This is a genomic window from Mycobacterium sp. SMC-8 (assembly GCF_025263565.1).
GTDB lineage: Bacteria > Actinomycetota > Actinomycetes > Mycobacteriales > Mycobacteriaceae > Mycobacterium.
In genome coordinates this window covers 311,628-329,473 of record NZ_CP079865.1, presented here as the reverse complement: position 1 = coordinate 329,473, position 17,846 = coordinate 311,628, and the positions used below count along the sequence as shown (strand labels likewise).

Below are 17,846 nucleotides of genomic sequence, written 5' to 3'. Positions count from 1 at the left end.
ATGACTTCGCTTTTCTCCGACGCCGGCACCGACGAGCTTCTGGACGGGCTCAACCCGCAGCAGCGGCAGGCAGTGCTGCATGAGGGCACGCCCCTGTTGATCGTGGCCGGTGCCGGCTCCGGTAAGACGGCGGTGCTGACTCGGCGCATCGCCCACCTGCTGGCCGCCCGCGACGTCGGTGTCGGGCAGGTGCTGGCCATCACGTTCACCAATAAGGCGGCCGCGGAGATGCGGGAGCGGGTGGTCGCACTGGTCGGCCCGCGGGCCCGCAACATGTGGGTGTCGACGTTCCACTCGACCTGCGTGCGGATCCTGCGCAACCAGGCCTCGCTGCTGCCCGGCCTGAACTCGAACTTTTCGATCTACGACGCCGACGACTCGCGCCGTCTGTTGTTGATGATCGGCAAGGACATGGGCCTGGACACCAAGAAGTACTCGCCCCGGCTGCTGTCCAACGGCATCTCCAATCTGAAGAACGAGCTGATCGGACCTGAGCAGGCCGCCGCGGAGGCCTCCGAGGCCGCCGACGATCTCGCCCGGATCATCGCCGAGGTGTACGCGGAGTACCAACGCCGGCTGCGGGCGGCCAACGCGCTGGACTTCGACGACCTGATCGGCGAGACCGTCGCTGTGCTGCAGGCGTTTCCCCAGATCGCGCAGTACTACCGGCGCCGCTTCCGGCACATTCTGGTCGACGAGTACCAGGACACCAACCATGCGCAGTACGTGCTCGTCAGGGAACTCGTCGGAACCGAAACGGTCGACGGGGTCGCACCTGCCGAGTTGTGCGTGGTGGGCGACGCCGACCAGTCCATTTATGCGTTCCGCGGCGCCACGATCCGCAACATCGAGGACTTCGAGCGCGACTTCCCGAACGCCACGACGATTCTGCTGGAACAGAACTACCGCTCCACCCAGACGATCCTGAACGCGGCGAACTCGGTGATCGCCCGCAACACAGGGCGGCGCGAGAAGCGGCTGTGGACCGATGCCGGCGAAGGCGACCTCATCGTCGGCTACGTCGCCGACAACGAGCACGACGAGGCCCGCTTCGTCGCGCAGGAGATCGACGCGCTGGCCGACTCGGTGCCGGGATTCTCGTACAACGACGTCGCGGTGTTCTACCGCACCAACAACTCCTCACGGGCCATCGAGGAGGTCTTCATCCGGGCCGGCATCCCGTACAAGGTGGTCGGGGGAGTGCGCTTCTACGAGCGCAAGGAGATCCGCGACATCGTCGCCTATCTGCGGGTGCTCGACAACCCCGGCGACTCGGTGAGCATGCGGCGCATCCTCAACACTCCGCGCCGCGGCATCGGGGACCGAGCCGAGGCCTGTGTGGCGGTGTACGCCGAGACCACCGGCGCCAACTTCAACGACGCGCTCGCGGCCGCCGCCGAAGGCAAGGTGCCGATGCTCAACACCCGGTCGGAGAAGGCGATCAAGGGTTTCGTCGACCTGCTCGACGATCTGCGCGGCGGACTCGACGGCGAACTCGGCGATCTTGTCGAGACCGTGCTCGACCGCACCGGCTACCGCGCCGAACTGGAGTCCTCCAGCGATCCACAGGACCTGGCCCGGCTGGACAACCTGAACGAGTTGGTCAGCGTCGCACACGAATTCAGCACCGACCTGGCCAACGCCAGGGCGTTGGCCGGCGAGGACGGGGACGAGCAGCAGGACGAGGACGTCCCCGACACCGGTGTGCTGGCCGCATTCCTGGAGCGGGTGTCGCTGGTCGCCGACGCCGACGACATCCCCGAGCACGGTTCCGGCGTCGTCACGATGATGACGCTGCACACCGCCAAGGGACTGGAATTCCCCGTCGTGTTCGTCACCGGCTGGGAGGACGGCATGTTCCCGCACATGCGTGCGCTCGGGGATCCGGCCGAACTCTCCGAGGAGCGCCGGCTTGCCTACGTCGGCATCACCCGCGCCCGGCAACGTCTGTACCTGAGCCGTGCCAAGGTGCGGTCGTCCTGGGGGCAGCCGATGCTGAACCCGGAGTCCCGGTTTCTGCGTGAGATCCCGAAGGAGCTCATCGACTGGCGCCGCACCGAGGCGCCGGCGTCGTCGTTCTCCGTGCCGGTCGGCAACGCGGGCCGGTACGGCACACCGCGTCCTTCACCGACGCGGTCGGCGGCCGGCAAGCGGCCGCTGATCGTGCTCGAGCCGGGGGACCGCGTCACCCACGACAAGTACGGGCTGGGCCGGGTCGAGGAGGTCTCGGGCGCCGGGGAGTCGGCGATGTCGCTGATCGACTTCGGCAGCGCCGGCCGCGTCAAGCTGATGCACAACCACGCGCCGGTCAGCAAGCTCTAACCCGTGCGGCTCCACCGTGCGGTGGCCGGCAGCGCCGCCAGCGCGACTGATGCCAGCGGCAGCACCGGCATCGCGTAGACCAGCGGGGGCAGCTTCGCGCCCGCGACGAACAGGCTGGCGAAGATCAGGATCGCGATGACGGCGCCTACCACCATCAGTAGGCGGGCGTTGGGGCGGCGCAACAGCAGCGCAATGACACCGCTGATGGACGCCGCGGCCGTCACCGCGGCCAGGAACCCCATCGCGACACAGAACAGCGGGTCGGTGGACCACCAGCCGGCGATCAGGTCGGTCGCGATCACCCCGGTGGCCCAGCCGGACACGATCGTCGTCCCCGCGGCGGCGATGGCGGCGCGGGATTCGGCCCGGGTCGGACGAGTGGGTCCCACCGCGACGGGTTTGGCCCGCGGGACGTACTGGGTAACTGGGTCGGAGACGGACGCGACGGACAGCTCGCCGGTGGGATGGCGGCGCAGGATGCCGGTAGGAGGCTCAGTGGAGGACTGCGAGGCAGACGGAAGGGGCTGGGAGCCCGTCAGCGGTACGCGCCGCAGGATCCGGGTCTCTTCGGTGGAATCAGAGGACTCGTCGGCCACTCAGCCAACGTAGCCGCCGGGGGACAGCCCCCGCTTGGCCAGCCAGCCGACAGGGTCGACGCGGGTACCGCCGATGTGCACCTCGAAGTGGCAGTGCGGACCGGTGGAGTTGCCGGTGTTGCCCATCTTGGCGATCTGGTCGCCGGCCATGACCCGCTCGCCGACGTTGACCAGAAGCGAGCTGTTGTGCCCGTACAACGTCACGGTGCCGTCGGCGTGACGCAGTTTCACCACGTTGCCGTAGCCGCCTTCGGACCCGGCGGCGATCACGACGCCGTCGGCGGCGGCCAGGATCGGCGTGCCGATGGCGTTGGCGATGTCGATGCCGGCGTGCAGGACGCCCCACCGGTAGCCGAAGCCCGAGGTCCACACTCCGGTGGTCGGCATGACGAACTGGGGCTTGGTCAGCCGGGCTTCGCGCTCGGCGCGCTCCTGCGCGAACGCGGCGGCTTTGGTGATCTCCTCGGCGTGCACGGCAGAGTTGGCGGCCGGGGCGACCGTCACGATCTGCATGCCGTCCACCGAGCCGGTGATCGTGCTGCCGTCGCCCAGCGCGATCTGATCCGCGGCGAGTACCGTCTCGGCCGGCGCCTTGGAGGTCTGGTTGGTCATCGTGTGCGCGCCGGCCGCGGTGGCGCCGACAGCCATCGCCGCGACGACCAGACGGCCCCGGACGGGTACCTCGGCCTTGCGGTGCTGGCCGGTGCGGCCGCGCATATCGATGATGTCCGTCTTTGCTGTGCCGTCGGTGACGTCGGTGTGACTGTCGCGGTAGGCCCGCGCGGACGGCCGGCGCTCGGCCTGCGGGGCGGCGCGGAACTCGTCCGGCACGGCCAGGCGCAGCGGCGTCTCGTCGTCGGTGTCGTTGAGGTCGTCGAGCTCCGGAGCGTGGATCACCTGCGTGTCGCGGTCAAAAGCCGCGTGCGACAAGAACTCCAGATTCAAGTGATCGGTGAGTTCGCCGAATTCATTGAACGGGATGATGTCGGTGACTTCGGTGGGACCAGGCGCCGCGAGGGCCTCGGAAGAGCGAGGCGGACGATGCTGAGGCAACCTGAAAAATCCTTGTCGTCGTGACCAGACCGTTATCTAGACCAATGGACGTTAACCAAATTCCAATCAGAGTGGCAACCCGTGCGTCTATTCCGCCGCCATTTGTGATTTGAATCACTTTGGTTATGCCGGTGAGATCGACCACATGAGCGGTGGGCGGTGGCAATGAGTGGCACGCGGGTCGATACAGTTCCCCCGAGCCCGTCGGGCCGTACTTCTAGCCGCTCACAGACAGGGAAGTTCTAAGAGTCCATGGACCTCTTCGAGTATCAGGCGAAAGAGCTGTTCGCCAAGCACAACGTTCCCACCACTCCCGGCCGGGTGACCGAATCCGCCGAGGACGCCAAAGCGATCGCCGAGGAAATCGGCAAACCCGTGATGGTCAAGGCGCAGGTCAAGGTCGGTGGCCGGGGTAAGGCCGGTGGCGTGAAGTACGCCGCCACCCCCGACGACGCCTTCACCCACGCCCAGAACATCCTGGGACTGGACATCAAGGGCCACGTGGTCAAGAAGCTGCTGGTCGCCGAGGCCAGCGACATCGCCGAGGAGTACTACATCTCCTTCCTGCTCGACCGCGCCAACCGCACCTACCTGGCCATGTGCTCGGTGGAGGGCGGCATGGAGATCGAAGAGGTCGCCGCCACCAAGCCCGAGCGGCTTGCCAAGGTTCCCGTCGACGCGGTCAAGGGTGTCGACGAGGCGTTCGCCCGCGAGATCGCCGAGAAGGGCCACCTGCCCGCCGAGGTGCTCGACGCCGCCGCGGTCACCATCGCCAAGCTGTGGGAGGTCTTCGTCGCCGAGGACGCCACGCTGGTCGAGGTGAACCCGCTCGTGCGCACGCCCGACGACCAGATCCTCGCGCTGGACGGCAAGGTCACGCTCGACGCCAACGCCGACTTCCGCCACCCCGAGCACGCCGAGTTCGAGGACAAGGAGTCCACCGACCCGCTGGAGCTCAAGGCCAAGGAGAACGACCTCAACTACGTCAAGCTCGACGGCGCGGTCGGCATCATCGGCAACGGCGCGGGTCTGGTGATGTCGACGCTGGACGTCGTCGCCTACGCCGGCGAGAAGCACGGTGGCGTGAAGCCGGCCAACTTCCTCGACATCGGCGGCGGTGCGTCGGCCGAGGTGATGGCCGCCGGGCTCGATGTGATCCTGAACGACTCTCAGGTCAAGAGCGTGTTCGTCAACGTGTTCGGCGGCATCACCGCCTGCGACGCGGTGGCCAACGGCATCGTCAAGGCGCTGCAGATGCTCGGCGACGAGGCCAACAAGCCGCTCGTGGTGCGTCTTGACGGCAACAACGTCGAAGAGGGCCGTCGCATCCTCTCCGAGGCCAACCACCCGCTGGTCATCCAGGCCGACACCATGGACTCCGGCGCCGACAAGGCCGCCGAGCTGGCGAACAAGTAAGGGACATACGAGATGTCGATCTTTTTGAACAAGGACAGCAAGGTCATCGTCCAGGGCATCACCGGCGGTGAGGGAACCAAACACACCAAGCTGATGCTCAAGGCAGGCACTCAGATCGTCGGCGGTGTCAACGCGCGCAAGGCCGGCACGACGGTCACGCACCAGGATAAAGACGGTAACGACGTCGAACTCCCGGTGTTCGCCTCGGTCGCCGAGGCGATGAAGGAGACCGGCGCCGACACCTCGATCGCGTTCGTGCCGCCGGCGTTCTCCAAGGACGCGATCATCGAGGCCATCGACGCCGAGATCCCGCTGCTGGTGGTCATCACCGAGGGAATCCCGGTGCAGGACACCGCCTATGCGTGGGCCTATAACGTGGACAAGGGCCAGAAGACCCGCATCATCGGCCCCAACTGCCCGGGCATCATCACCCCCGGCGAGTCGCTGGTCGGCATCACGCCGAACAACATCACCGGCAAGGGCCCGATCGGTCTGGTGTCGAAGTCGGGCACGCTGACCTACCAGATGATGTACGAGCTTCGCGATCTCGGCTTCTCCACCGCGATCGGCATCGGCGGAGACCCGGTGATCGGCACCACCCACATCGACGCGATCGAGGCGTTCGAGAAGGACCCCGAGACCAAGATCATCGTGATGATCGGCGAGATCGGTGGTGACGCCGAGGAACGGGCGGCCGACTACATCAAGGCCAACGTCACCAAGCCGGTCGTCGGCTATGTCGCGGGCTTCACCGCTCCGGAGGGCAAGACCATGGGCCACGCCGGCGCCATCGTGTCGGGCTCGTCCGGCACCGCGGCCGCCAAGAAGGAGGCCCTGGAGGCAGCCGGGGTGAAGGTCGGCAAGACCCCGTCGGAGACCGCCAAGCTGGCCCGCGAGCTCCTCGAAAGCCTCTGAGCTCCAGATCTTTTCGAGCAGCACACGCTCGCCGCGTTTCTAGCGCTCGCGGTACTGCAGGTAGCTGCGCAGCAGCGGATCCGTGAGGTCGTACCAGGAGGTGCGGCGGTCACCGTCGGCCTTGGACGAGGTCACCCAGCCCGCGGCGGCCAGCCGTCCCAATGCCGCGGACGCCGATTGATTCGACACCCCCACGCGGTGGGCGAGGTCGGAGACCGATCGCGGTGCCGAGCCCCGGGCCAGTTCGACGACCAGCCGTTGTTCGCCCGGGGGTAACTGCCACAGTTGCTGCTGGAACTGCGGCGCCAGTCGATCGAGCACCGCGTCGACTGCCGGGGTCAGCGCTGTGAGCTCGGATTCGCCCGTGGACTCGGCGAGCAGGTGCCACAGACGGGGAGTGCCGCCGATGATCCGGTGCACGTCTTGCACCCGGGCCCGGCCGGCGGCGGAGTCGAGGTAGGCCGCCAAGCCGGCATCCCCCCGTCGCCGTGCCGCGCGGCGCAACAACTCGGTCGCGTCTTCGGTCGTCAGTGCGGTCAGCGTCTCGATCATGAACGACCCGTACCACGGGAACTCGCGCGACGAGACGCCCGGGAACAGCGCGGGGGTGGTCGCCAGAACCAGTACGGCCGTGGATGTTTCGACCCAGGCCCGCAGGCTTCCCTGCCCGGGCGCGCCGATCGCGTCGAACACGCGATCGGCGTTCTCGATCGCCAGCAGGATCATCCGGTCCGCGGCCGAGCGGATGATCGCGGCCTCGATGCCCACCGGGTCCCGGGCGTTCCTGAGCGCCCTGGCCTCCTCGCCGACCTCGGGCCCGACTGCGCGCGCCATCTCCACCAGCAGGTCGAGATAGGAGCCGATTGCCAGCGAGTCCTCCGAAACCTCCAGGGGCAGAATGCGTTCGGCGGTTTCGGGATCCGAGATCGCGCGGTTGACGGCCACCCGCAAGGTGTGTGTCTTGCCGGCGCCGCGGGGTGCGACCAGCAGCGTGTGCGGTCGGGAGCCGTCGCGTGCCGCAGCCGTGATGCGGTTCGTCAGGGTGTCGAGCAGGTCGGTCCGGCCCACCGTCGACGCTTCGAGTTCGGCGGCGTCGGCGGCCGACGGCGTGAACAACGGCGGATAGCTCACCGCCGCATCGCTTTCCACGCCCGCTGTAGCAATGGGGAGGAGAACGCGTCGGCGTCACCGGAGCGGACCAGGTAGTGGTCGAGGGTGAGCCGCTCGATGACGGACACCAGCTGTGCCCGGTCGGTGATCGGGTTGCCCTCGCTGCGCAGGCGCATCAGCACGGTGTCGACGCCCAGCGGGCCACCGGCGTGGGCGTAGATGTCGAGCAGCCCGGCGATCGCCGGCGCGTCGGCGCCGTAGTAGTGCGGCAAGCGGTCTCGGTAATGCCGCAGATCCCAGGGGTCGTAGGGGCTCTCGACGGCGTCGAGCACCAGAAGATCGACCAGTTCCGGATACGGCGCCACGCCGGTGTCGAGCCAGGATTTCCGGGCGGCGGCCACCAGGTGCTGGATGTAGTAGGGCACATTCTCGGCGGCCGCGGCGATCGCCGCGGCGACCTCGCGCCGGTTGGTGGTCGGCACGCCGCTGCCCAGCAGCAGGCACTCGGCCAGATACGTGGCGTGATCGGAACGGATGGGCCCCACCGCGATCTTCGGGATGTCGTTGACCGTGCTCGGCGCGTCGGCCGAGACGTGGTGGAAGCCGATCGAGCCCGAGAGCACCGTCGCGACCCTGCCGGGATGGTCCTGACGCACCCGGCGAAGCAGGTGCAGGAAGGTATCCCCGGAGCCGGCGGCGGCGCGCTCCAGGTTGCGTGCCAACACGCTGACCTCGTCGATGAACAGCGCCAGGATGCGTCCGTCGGCCCGCCGGATGGCACGGTCGAGCAGATCGTCGAGAGTGGCCGCGGCGCGGCTGTCGCGTTCCAGCCGGACGGGTCCCGCGGTGAGCGTGAGCCGGATCCGGGCGAGTTCCTGGGCCCACGCCGGGTCCAGGCGGGCCAGCTCGGAGATCAGCGCGGCGACGAACTCGGCGTAGGTCTCGCGTTCGGCGCTGACGGACACGACGACGGCGCCGGTGTCGGCGGCCCTTCGCTGCACGAGCCGGGCCAGCGAGGTCTTGCCGTGCCTGCGGTCACCGACCAGCACGGCACCGGAGTTCGGGAGCGTGGACAGGACCTCGGTGGATTCGCGAACCCGGCCCACCACGTCCTCGACGGGCACCACGCCGCCGACGACCAGCGACATCGGACGGGGGTCCCAGTTCATGACCGAACTATACGTCAATAAAGACGTACATCACGATAGTCGTACGTCGGACACAGCGTATGTGGAACTTCTGCAACATGTTCTATTAGCCTCCCGAAGTAACTGAGAGGACGGGGCGCATGGCAGTGGATCCACGGACGCCGGTGATCGTAGGCGTCGGGCAGTTCACCGAACGGGTCGACGACCCGGACTACCGCGGCATGTCAGCCGTCGAGCTGGCGGCCGCCGCGGTGCGGGCCGCCCTCGCCGACACCGGCGCCGACCCCGCCGACGTGGCCGCCGCCGTGGACACGGTGTTCGGGCTGCGCCAGTTCGAGATCTCGGGCCCGATGCCCGCGACGCTCGGCAAGTCAGACAACTACCCGCGTTCGGTGATGAACCGGGTGGGAGGCGCCCCGGCCCGCGTTGTGCTCGAACCCGTCGGCGGGCAGGGGCCGCAGAAACTGGTCACCGAGGCCGGCAACCTGATCGTCGCCGGTGACGCGGACGTCGTGATGATCATGGGCTCCGAACCCGGGTCGACGGCAAAGTACTTCGCGAACCGGGACGACAAGCCGGATTTCACCGAGCACGTCGACGGGCAGCTCGAAGACCGCGGACACCAGATCTTCACCTATGTCGACGAATACACCATCCGGCACGGCCTGACCGGCGCTCCCGTGCAGTACGGGCTGTTGGACAACGCGCGGCGCGCCCGGCTCGGGCTCGGCGTCGACGAGTACCGGCGCCAGATGGCCGAACTCTTCGCGCCGATGTCCAAAGTCGCTGCCAAGAACCCGTTCTCGTCGTCTCCGGTGGAACGCTCGGTGGACGAGATCGCGACCGTGACGGACGAGAACCGGATGATCTGCGATCCGTACCCGCGGTTGCTCGTCGCCCGCGACACCGTCAACCAGGGCGCTGCCGCGGTGCTGATGTCGATCGAGGCCGCGCGCAGGCTCGGTGTGCCCGAGGAGAAGTGGGTGTACCAGCACGGCCACTCGGATCTGGTCGAGCAGCCGCTGCTGGACCGGGCGGACCTCGGCGCCAGCCCGGCGGCGGTGCATGCCGCACACGAAGCCCTGCGAGTGGCCGGCGTCGGTGTGCGCGACATCAGCACCTTCGACCTCTACAGCTGTTTCCCGTTCCCGGTGTTCGTGATCTGCGAGGCGCTCGGCCTGTCGGGCGACGACCCCCGGGGCCTGACCCTGACCGGGGGGCTGCCGTATTTCGGGGGCCCGGGCAACAGCTACTCGCTGCACGGCATCGCCGAGACGGTGATCCAGATGCGCGACCACCCGGGCCGATTCGGCTTCGTCGGCGCCAACGGCGGCATCATGAGCAAGTACTCCGTCGGGGTCTATTCGACCGAGCCGGTCGGCTGGCGCACGTCACGCAGCGCGGAACTGACCGCCGAAGTCGCCGCACGGCCCACCGTCGCGGTGACCAAGACCCCCGAGGGAACGGGCACGATCGAGACCTATTCGGTGCATCACGACTGGCCGGTGCGCACCGGAATCATCGTCGGGCGCCTCGACGACGGATCCCGATTCTTGGCCACCACCGAGGACGTCGAACTCGTGTCGCTGATGACCGGCGGGGACCCGCTGGGCGCGTCGGTCCGCGTCACGCCGACGGAGAACGGCAACCGCGCGGTACCGGGGTAGCGCCGCGACCGGTGGACTCAGGTCAGGGCGCCGAGCTTCCCGGCCAGCCGCTCGACATAGGCGGCGACGTCGGCCTCGGACCTGTCGGGCAGCCCGAACAGCACCTCGGTGACGCCGAGTTCACGCCAGTGCGCCAGCTTCTCGGGGTCCGGCTTGAAATCGAGCGCGACGATCTGCGGGGCGCCGTCACGCCCGGCGGCCGCCCAGGTGTCCTGCAGCAGCTTGACGGGCTCGTCGATGTCGAAGTCGCGCGGCGTGGTGATCCAGCCGTCGGCGGACTTCGCGATCCACTTGAAGTTCTTCTCGGTGCCGGCGGCGCCGACGAGAACCGGGATGTGTGATTGCACCGGCTTGGGCCACGCCCAGGACGGTCCGAACTTGACGAACTCGCCGTCGTACTCGGCTTCCTCCTGGGTCCACAGCGCCCGCATGGCTTCCAGATATTCGCGCAGCATGGTGCGCCGGCGGGCCGGCGGCACGTTGTGGTCGGTCAGCTCGTCGGTGTTCCAGCCGAAACCGACGCCCAGGCAGACCCGCCCGCCCGAGAGGTGATCGAGCGTGGCGATGGATTTGGCCAGCGTGATGGGGTCGTGCTCGACGGGCAGTGCCACCGCCGTGGACAGCCGGACCCGCGAGGTGACCGCGGCCGCGGTGCCCAGAGAGACCCATGGGTCGAGGGTGCGCATGTAGCGGTCGTCGGGCAGGGATTCGTCGCCGGTGGTGGGGTGGGCGGCCTGCCGCTTGATCGGGATGTGGGTGTGTTCGGGCACGTAGAACGTCTCGAAGCCGTGTTCGTCGGCGAGCTTGGCGGCGGCCGCCGGTGTGATTCCGCGGTCCGAGGTGAACAGCACCAACCCGTAGTTCATGCCGAGAATTAGAACGTGTTCCAATCTGGCGGCGCAAGGGGGGTCGGGTTCGGGTGGTTTCGGTTCACCGCGATCCATACCGATGACCGCGCCGCCCTGCGGCGGTTGCATGGCTAGCCATGACCACCGAACGCATCGCCGACCACGTCAAGTTCGCGTACTGGGTGCCCAACGTCAGCGGTGGCCTGGTCACCAGTGACATCGAGCAGCGCACCGACTGGAACTACGACTACAACCGGAAACTCGCCCGCACCGCGGAGAACAACGGCTTCGAATACGCGCTGTCGCAGGTGCGGTACGAAGCCAGCTACGGCGCCGAGTACCAGCACGAATCGACCAGCTTCAGTCTTGCGCTGCTGCTTGCCACCGAACGGCTCAAGGTCATCGCGGCCGTGCACCCAGGGTTGTGGCAGCCGGCCGTGCTGGCCAAGCTCGGGGCCACCGCCGATCAGCTCTCCGGTGGCCGCTTCGCCGTCAACGTCGTCAGCGGCTGGTTCAAAGACGAGTTCACCCACCTGGGCGAACCGTGGCTGGAACACGACGAGCGCTACCGGCGCAGCGCGGAGTTCCTGCAGGTCCTGCGCAAGATCTGGACCGAGGACGACGTGGATTTCCGCGGCGACTTCTACCGCATCCACGATTTCACCTTGAAACCCAAACCCGCCAACACCCCTGAGCGACCCAATCCGGAGCTGTTCCAAGGCGGCAACTCGACCGCCGCCCGCCGCAACGGCGGCTACTACGCCGACTGGTACTTCTCCAACGGCAAGGACTTCGACGGGGTCACCGAGCAGTTGGTGGAGGTGCGCGACCACGCCCGCAGTGCCGCTCCAGCGGGCCGTGAGGTCAGCTTCGGGCTCAACGGCTTCATCATCGCCAGAGACACCGAGAAAGAGGCCCGGGAGACCCTCAAGGAGATCATCGCCAAGGCGAACAAGCCGGCGGTCGAGGGTTTCCGCGGTGCGGTGCAGCAGGCCGGCAACTCGACCAGCGACAAGAAGGGGATGTGGGCCGACTCCACCTTCGAGGACCTGGTGCAGTACAACGACGGTTTCCGCACCCGGCTGATCGGCACGCCGGAGCAGATCGCCGAACGCATCGCGGCGTACCGCAAGCGTGGCGTCGACCTGATCCTGGGCGGCTTCCTGCACTTTCAGGAGGAGATCGAGTACTTCGGGGCGCGGGTTCTGCCGCTGGTGCGCGAGATCGAGAACGCCGAGCAGGCGTCGGCTGATTCGCCCGTGCTGGCGTCCGCGTAGCACGGGCCCGGGGCGAGGGTGCGGGCCGGTGACGAAGTGACAGGCCCACCCCGCGGTGCGCTAGCGTGGTTTATCGAATCGCTCAGGCGGATTGATCGACGTCGACTGTCGCCCTGATGGCGGCACCGTCGGTTCCGACGCCCGCACAGCACAGGAGAGGTCATGTCGTACCCACAAGGCGCGCCCGGAGGTCCTGGATTTCCCGGTCAGCAGCCCACCACGCAGTTCACGGCGCCGACTCAGCAGTTCGGTCGGGTTCCTGACGCCGAACCGGCCGCAGACGGTCCGAGCCGGCTGCCCTTCTCTCTCAGCGCCGCCGTCGCGGTCCTCGGCCTGCTGGTGTACCTGTCCAGCTTCGGCCCCCAATTCACTGTCGCGTCGTCGGACTTCCCCGATTTCCGTCCGCTGACCGCCAGCTCCTTCGGCGTGTTCTTCGCAGTCATCGCCGCGGTGGTGGCGGGCCTGCTCGCCGGGGTCGGTCTGCTGCCCCGGCAGCGCAACTTCGTCGCCGTCGCCGCGGTAGCCGCCGTGCTGGGCTTCCTGCTCGTGCTGGCAGAGGTCATCAACAAGCCCTCCGAGGCCTCGATCGGCTGGGGCCTGTACCTGGCCGTTGCGTTCACCCTGCTGCAGGCGGCCACCGCGGTCGTCGTGCTGCTGTTCGATTCCGGCATCATCACTCCGCCGGCGCCGCGGCCGAAGTATGAGCAGCCGCAGTCCTACGGGCAGTACGGCTACTACGGCCAGCAGGGGCCGCACACCGGCCAGGGGCAGCACCAGCAGCTCCCGCAGCACCAGCGTCCCGGCTACCCGTCGCAGTACGGCGGCAGCGGCTACCCGGGCACCGGTGGCTTCCCGGCCGCATCCCCGTCCGGGCAGTCCGCCCCGTCGGGACCGCCGACCCCGCCCACGGGTTTCCCCACCTACGGTCAGCCGCCGGCAAGCGACACGCCGACCACCCATGTGCCCACGCAACACCAGCCGCCGTCATCCTCGCAGTCGGGTCAGTCGTCGTCGTAGTCTGAGCCGCGCGTGCGCGAACGTCGCGCGCCCGAGCGCCTGCGAGGAGCGGCCCAACCTGTGAGCACCCGGCCAGTCGGCACACGCCAGGCGCGTGACCTGCTGCGGGTCGCGTTCGGACCCTCTCTCGTCGCGTTGCTGGTGATCGCTGCGGTGGTGCTGCTGCAGCTGGTGATCGCCAACAGCGACATGACAGGCACTCTCGGCGCCATCGCCAGCATGTGGCTGGGTGTGCACCAGGTCCCGGTGTCGATCGGCGGCAGCGCCCTTGGGGTGATGCCGCTGCTGCCGGTCCTGGTGATGATCTACGGCACCGCGCGCACCACCGCTGCGGCGGCGGGCACATCGTGGTTCGTCACCCGCTGGGTGGTGGCGTCGGCGCTGGGCGGTCCCGTGCTGATCGCCGCGATCTGCCTGGCGGTGATCCATGACGCCGCCTCGGTGCTCACCGAACTGCAGACCCCGGACGCGCTGCACGCGTTCGGGTCGGTGTTCGCGGTGCACGCGATCGGTGCGGTGCTCGGCGTCGGCTCGCGGGTCGGCGGCCCGTTGCTGGCCTCGACTCCGCTGCCGAAGTGGCTTCCGGAATCCCTGCGGGCGGCTGCGGCCGGTGTGCTCACCTTGATGGGGTTGTCCGGTGCGATCGTCGCCGGATCGCTGATCGTGCACTGGTCGACCATGCACGACCTGTTCTCCATCACGGACTCGATGTTCGGGCAGCTCAGCCTGATGGTGCTGTCGGTGCTGTACCTGCCCAATGTGATGGTCGGCGCCTCCGCGGTGGCGGTGGGGTCCAGTGCCCACGTCGGATTGGCGACGTTCAGTTCATTCACCGTGTTCGGCGGGGATATCCCGGCGCTACCGGTGCTGGCGGCGGTGCCGACGCCGCCGCTCGGTCCGGTGTGGGTGGCGCTGATGATCACTGCGGCCGTCTCCGGGGTGGCGCTCGGCCAGCAGTGCGCGCGCCGCCCGCTGCCGCTGGGGCCGGCGCTCCTGAAGGTCGTCGTCGCCGCCGCAGCCGCGGCCGCGGTGATGGCGCTGCTCGCCGAGGCCGGCGGGGGCCCTCTGGGCAACTTCGGCGACATCGGGGTCGACCAGACCACGTTCGGCCCCGCGGTGTTCCTGTGGATGCTCGGGATCGGTGCGCTGACCGTCGTGATGTCGGGCGGGGTCACTCCGCGGGTCCGCACTCCGAAGCCGGTCGACGTATCCACCGTCGATGAGCCCGACGACGTGGACGACGGGGCGCAAACGACTTCTGGCCTGGAAGAGGACGCGCAACCGCAGACCGACGAGATCGTCGTCGACGCCGGGCCCGCCGATGCCGCGGCCGAGCCGGCCGGACCGGTCGGGGGTCTGCCGCTTGAAGAGTTCGACCCGGAGGAGCACTTCGTCGTAGACGAAAGAGATGGCCGGGGCGTCGTAGACGAAAGAGATGGCCGGGGCGTCGTAGACCGCGACGGTCACGACACCGACAGCGGCGGCGAACGCGAACGCCGCGACCACTAGGCTTTCAGCGTGCAACTGGAGGCCGGCCGACGCGAAGAGCAGTCGTGCCTGCGCGTACCCCCGAGCGCGCCGGACGCGCGGCTTGTCGTGCTGGCTTCGGGCACCGGTTCGCTGCTGGCATCTCTGCTGAACTCGGCTGTCGGTGACTACCCGGCCCGGGTGGTGGCGGTCGGCACCGATCGGGCGTGTGCCGCGCTGGACATCGCGGCCGGAGCGGCGGTACCGACGTTCACCGTGCCGCTGAGCGAGTACGCCGACCGTGCCGCGTGGGACGCCGCGCTGACCGCCGCAACCGCCGCCCACCGGCCCGACGTGGTGGTGTCGGCCGGGTTCATGAAAATCCTTGGCCCGAGGTTTCTTTCATCATTTCCGGGGCGGGTGCTCAACACCCACCCGGCGCTGCTTCCGGCGTTTCCCGGCGCCCACGCAGTGCGCGATGCGCTGGCCTACGGGGTGCGGGTCACCGGGTGCACGGTTCATCTCGTGGATGAGGGCACCGACACCGGACCGATCGTCGCTCAGCGGGCGGTGCAGGTCCTCGACGGCGACGACGAGTCGACCCTGCACGAGCGGATCAAGGTGATCGAACGACAACTTCTGGTGGATGTGGTGGCGGCGGTGGCAACCCGCGGCGTGACCCGGACAGGACGAAAGGCGACCCTAGGATGAGCGACAACGACGACGAGGTGTTCCGGCGGCCGATCCGCCGCGCGCTGATCAGCGTCTACGACAAGACCGGCCTCGTTCCGCTCGCCCAGGGACTGCATGCGGCGGGTGTCGAGATCGTGTCGACCGGGTCGACCGCGAAAACCATTGCCGGCGCCGGTGTTCCGGTGACCCCGGTCGAGGACGTCACCGGCTTCCCCGAGGTGCTGGACGGGCGCGTGAAGACTCTGCACCCACACGTGCACGCCGGGCTGCTTGCCGATCAGCGCAAACCCGAACATGTTTCGGCGCTCGAAGCGCTCGGTGTGGCGGCCTTCGAACTCGTGGTGGTGAACCTTTACCCGTTCACCCAGACCGTCGCCTCCGGGGCCGGTGTCGACGAGTGCGTGGAACAGATCGACATCGGTGGTCCGTCGATGGTGCGGGCGGCGGCCAAGAACCATCCGAGTGTCGCCGTGGTGGTCGAGCCGCTCGGGTACGACGGTGTGCTGGCCGCGGTGCGGGCCGGCGGATTCACCTATGCGGAGCGGAAGAAGCTGGCGGCGTTGGCGTTCCGGCACACCGCGGAGTACGACGTCGCGGTCGCGTCCTGGATGGAGTCGGTGCTGGCTCCTGAGCACGACGCTGCGTCGACCGAGCTGCCGCCCTGGGTCGGTTTGACGTTCCACCGGTCTGCGGTGCTGCGGTACGGCGAGAATCCGCATCAGCAGGCGGCGCTGTATCGCGACGACAGCGGCTGGCCGGGCCTGGCCCAGGCCGAGCAGCTGCACGGCAAGGAGATGTCCTACAACAACTACACCGACGCCGATGCCGCGTGGCGCGCCGCATTCGACCACGAGGACATCTGCGTGGCGATCATCAAGCACGCCAACCCCTGTGGCATCGCGGTCTCGTCGGTGTCGGTGGCCGATGCGCACCGCAAGGCCCATGACTGTGACCCGCTGTCAGCCTTCGGTGGGGTCATCGCGGCCAACACCGAGGTCACCGTCGAGATGGCCGAGACGGTCGCCGGGATCTTCACCGAGGTGATCATCGCTCCGGCCTACGAGCCGGGCGCCGTCGAGGTGCTGTCGGGCAAGAAGAACATCCGGGTGCTGCTCGCCTCCGAACCGCAGCCGGGCGGCACCGAGTTTCGCCAGGTCAGCGGCGGGCTGCTGGTGCAGCAGCGCGACGCTCTGGATGCCAGCGGTGACGACCCGAACAACTGGACGCTGGCCACCGGATCGCCGGCCGATCCCGCCACACTGGCTGATCTTGTGTTCGCCTGGCGCGCCTGCCGCGCGGTCAAGTCGAACGCGATCGTGCTGGCCAAGGACGGCGCGACGGTCGGTGTGGGGATGGGGCAGGTCAACCGGGTGGACGCGGCCAGGCTCGCGGTCGAGCGCGCCGGCGACCGCACCCGCGGCGCGGTCGGTGCCTCCGACGCCTTCTTCCCATTCCCTGATGGGCTCGAGACGCTGATCAAGGCGGGGGTGAAGGCCGTGGTGCATCCCGGCGGGTCGGTGCGTGACGATGAGGTGACCGCAGCTGCCGAGGCGGCCGGCATCACGCTCTATCTCACCGGGGCAAGGCATTTCGCGCACTAGGGGGTGATCGGGTGAAGATCTCGCCCTTGCTGCGGCGCCGCGTGTTCGCGGCCACCGTCATGACGGTGGCGGCGCTGGTGTCGTCGTGTACAAGAGTGGTCGACGACGCGCGGGCGGTGGCCGTGGAACCCGGCACACCGTTCGGCTCGTACGCGTCGGTCGATCTGTGCACTCCCGTGGACAGCAAGCTCGCCGACGTCCCGCCGCCGCGCGGTCCGGCGTCCGACACCGAACCGGTGCTTCGTATTCCGCAGCCCGACGGCTGGAAGCGGATCACCGCGCTGGACTCGCCGATGATCCGGTTCGTCATGCGCAACGACGGGCTCGCGGCCGGTGGGATCGCGCCGACCGCGGTGGTGACCCTGGAGTCGCACCGCGGTGAGATCGCCCCGGAGGAGTTCTTCGCCGATCAACGCCGCCAGGTGTCCCAGCTGGGCGTCACCGATCTGACGCTGACGGACACCACGTTGTGCGGGTTGCCCGCCGTGCGCGGGCACTACCTGTCGCCTCTGCTGCCCGGTCTGAAGCCACGCCGGGCCGACCTGCTCAGCGCCGTGATGGTCAGTGAAGGCCGGACATACGGTGTGGCGATCACGGTGCAGAGCGCCGACGAGCAGGACCCGGATTACCGGCGGGACGCCGACCGGATCCTCGGCGGGTTCCAGATGCTGCCTCCCGGCAGCCGCTGATCACCCTCTCCGACAAGCGTTCTGGCG

At 68.5% G+C, this 17,846-nt stretch carries 15 protein-coding genes; 10 read left to right on the top strand and 5 right to left on the bottom strand.

Annotated features, from left to right (window positions below; all coding sequences use genetic code 11):
* Window positions 1-2,322, top strand: coding sequence for a DNA helicase PcrA (gene pcrA, locus KXD97_RS01710; RefSeq protein WP_260755165.1), 2,322 nt, complete (start codon window positions 1-3; stop codon window positions 2,320-2,322).
* Here pcrA and KXD97_RS01705 read toward each other — a convergent pair.
* Together KXD97_RS01705 and KXD97_RS01700 are read right to left on the bottom strand one after the other, a co-directional pair.
* On the bottom strand, window positions 2,319-2,918 hold the full coding sequence (locus KXD97_RS01705; RefSeq protein WP_260755164.1) for a hypothetical protein: 600 nt from the start codon (window positions 2,916-2,918) through the stop codon (window positions 2,319-2,321). The genes pcrA and KXD97_RS01705 overlap by 4 nt on opposite strands.
* Entirely contained in the window at window positions 2,919-3,971 is a 1,053-nt protein-coding gene (locus tag KXD97_RS01700) for a M23 family metallopeptidase (protein WP_260755163.1), read from the bottom strand.
* Window positions 3,972-4,223: 252 nt separating this feature from the next.
* Here KXD97_RS01700 and sucC point away from each other — a divergent pair, with 252 nt between their 5' ends.
* Both sucC and sucD read left to right on the top strand, forming a co-directional pair.
* Entirely contained in the window at window positions 4,224-5,387 is a 1,164-nt protein-coding gene (sucC, locus tag KXD97_RS01695; protein ID WP_260755162.1) for an ADP-forming succinate--CoA ligase subunit beta, read from the top strand.
* 12 nt (window positions 5,388-5,399) lie between these two features.
* Window positions 5,400-6,302: a succinate--CoA ligase subunit alpha gene (sucD, locus tag KXD97_RS01690; RefSeq protein ID WP_260755161.1), complete on the top strand. Its 903-nt coding sequence runs from the start codon at window positions 5,400-5,402 to the stop codon at window positions 6,300-6,302.
* Window positions 6,303-6,341: 39 nt separating this feature from the next.
* On the opposite strand, the gene KXD97_RS01685 is transcribed toward sucD, so the two are convergent.
* Together KXD97_RS01685 and KXD97_RS01680 are read right to left on the bottom strand one after the other, a co-directional pair.
* On the bottom strand, window positions 6,342-7,451 hold the full coding sequence (locus tag KXD97_RS01685; protein ID WP_260755160.1) for an ATP-binding protein: 1,110 nt from the start codon (window positions 7,449-7,451) through the stop codon (window positions 6,342-6,344).
* A complete protein-coding gene (locus KXD97_RS01680) occupies window positions 7,430-8,560 on the bottom strand; it encodes an ATP-binding protein (RefSeq protein ID WP_260758270.1) in 1,131 nt (376 codons plus the stop codon). The genes KXD97_RS01685 and KXD97_RS01680 overlap by 22 nt, the downstream gene beginning before the upstream one ends.
* A 140-nt stretch (window positions 8,561-8,700) precedes the next feature.
* On the opposite strand from KXD97_RS01680, the gene KXD97_RS01675 reads away from it, so the two are divergent.
* Entirely contained in the window at window positions 8,701-10,227 is a 1,527-nt protein-coding gene (locus tag KXD97_RS01675) for an acetyl-CoA acetyltransferase (protein ID WP_260755159.1), read from the top strand.
* A 17-nt stretch (window positions 10,228-10,244) separates the two neighbouring features.
* Here KXD97_RS01675 and KXD97_RS01670 read toward each other — a convergent pair whose 3' ends face one another.
* Window positions 10,245-11,093 (bottom strand): LLM class F420-dependent oxidoreductase, encoded by an 849-nt coding sequence (locus KXD97_RS01670; RefSeq protein ID WP_260755158.1) that lies wholly within the window; start codon window positions 11,091-11,093, stop codon window positions 10,245-10,247.
* A gap of 119 nt (window positions 11,094-11,212) precedes the next feature.
* Between KXD97_RS01670 and sfnG the strand changes: the two genes are divergently transcribed.
* The 6 genes from sfnG to KXD97_RS01640 all read left to right on the top strand — a co-directional run bounded on the left by sfnG (window position 11,213) and on the right by KXD97_RS01640 (window position 17,819).
* Window positions 11,213-12,352, top strand: a complete 1,140-nt coding sequence (sfnG, locus tag KXD97_RS01665; protein ID WP_260755157.1) for a dimethylsulfone monooxygenase SfnG — start codon at window positions 11,213-11,215, stop codon at window positions 12,350-12,352.
* 162 nt (window positions 12,353-12,514) lie between these two features.
* A complete protein-coding gene (locus tag KXD97_RS01660; protein WP_260755156.1) occupies window positions 12,515-13,369 on the top strand; it encodes a DUF5336 domain-containing protein in 855 nt (284 codons plus the stop codon).
* Window positions 13,370-13,429: 60 nt separating this feature from the next.
* The gene (locus tag KXD97_RS01655; protein ID WP_260755155.1) at window positions 13,430-14,878 is read left to right on the top strand and encodes a DUF6350 family protein; all 1,449 of its coding nucleotides are present in this window, start codon (window positions 13,430-13,432) and stop codon (window positions 14,876-14,878) included.
* 15 nt (window positions 14,879-14,893) lie between these two features.
* On the top strand, window positions 14,894-15,547 hold the full coding sequence (purN, locus tag KXD97_RS01650; RefSeq protein WP_396885565.1) for a phosphoribosylglycinamide formyltransferase: 654 nt from the start codon (window positions 14,894-14,896) through the stop codon (window positions 15,545-15,547).
* Window positions 15,544-17,130 (top strand): bifunctional phosphoribosylaminoimidazolecarboxamide formyltransferase/IMP cyclohydrolase, encoded by a 1,587-nt coding sequence (gene purH / locus KXD97_RS01645; RefSeq protein WP_260755154.1) that lies wholly within the window; start codon window positions 15,544-15,546, stop codon window positions 17,128-17,130. The genes purN and purH overlap by 4 nt, the downstream gene beginning before the upstream one ends.
* An 11-nt stretch (window positions 17,131-17,141) precedes the next feature.
* A complete protein-coding gene (locus tag KXD97_RS01640; protein ID WP_260755153.1) occupies window positions 17,142-17,819 on the top strand; it encodes a hypothetical protein in 678 nt (225 codons plus the stop codon).
* Window positions 17,820-17,846 lie beyond the last annotated feature (27 nt).

What these genes read in the sequence shown, in the direction of transcription:
- sfnG (WP_260755157.1), top strand. Translation starts at nt 11,213, where the DNA reads ATGACCACCGAACGCATCGCCGACCACGTCAAGTTCGCGTACTGGGTG.
- pcrA (WP_260755165.1), top strand. Translation starts at nt 1, where the DNA reads ATGACTTCGCTTTTCTCCGACGCCGGCACCGACGAGCTTCTGGACGGG.
- sucD (WP_260755161.1), top strand. Translation starts at nt 5,400, where the DNA reads ATGTCGATCTTTTTGAACAAGGACAGCAAGGTCATCGTCCAGGGCATC.
- KXD97_RS01680 (WP_260758270.1), bottom strand. Translation starts at nt 8,560, where the DNA reads ATGTCGCTGGTCGTCGGCGGCGTGGTGCCCGTCGAGGACGTGGTGGGC.
- purH (WP_260755154.1), top strand. Translation starts at nt 15,544, where the DNA reads ATGAGCGACAACGACGACGAGGTGTTCCGGCGGCCGATCCGCCGCGCG.
- sucC (WP_260755162.1), top strand. Translation starts at nt 4,224, where the DNA reads ATGGACCTCTTCGAGTATCAGGCGAAAGAGCTGTTCGCCAAGCACAAC.
- KXD97_RS01660 (WP_260755156.1), top strand. Translation starts at nt 12,515, where the DNA reads ATGTCGTACCCACAAGGCGCGCCCGGAGGTCCTGGATTTCCCGGTCAG.
- KXD97_RS01675 (WP_260755159.1), top strand. Translation starts at nt 8,701, where the DNA reads ATGGCAGTGGATCCACGGACGCCGGTGATCGTAGGCGTCGGGCAGTTC.
- KXD97_RS01670 (WP_260755158.1), bottom strand. Translation starts at nt 11,093, where the DNA reads ATGAACTACGGGTTGGTGCTGTTCACCTCGGACCGCGGAATCACACCG.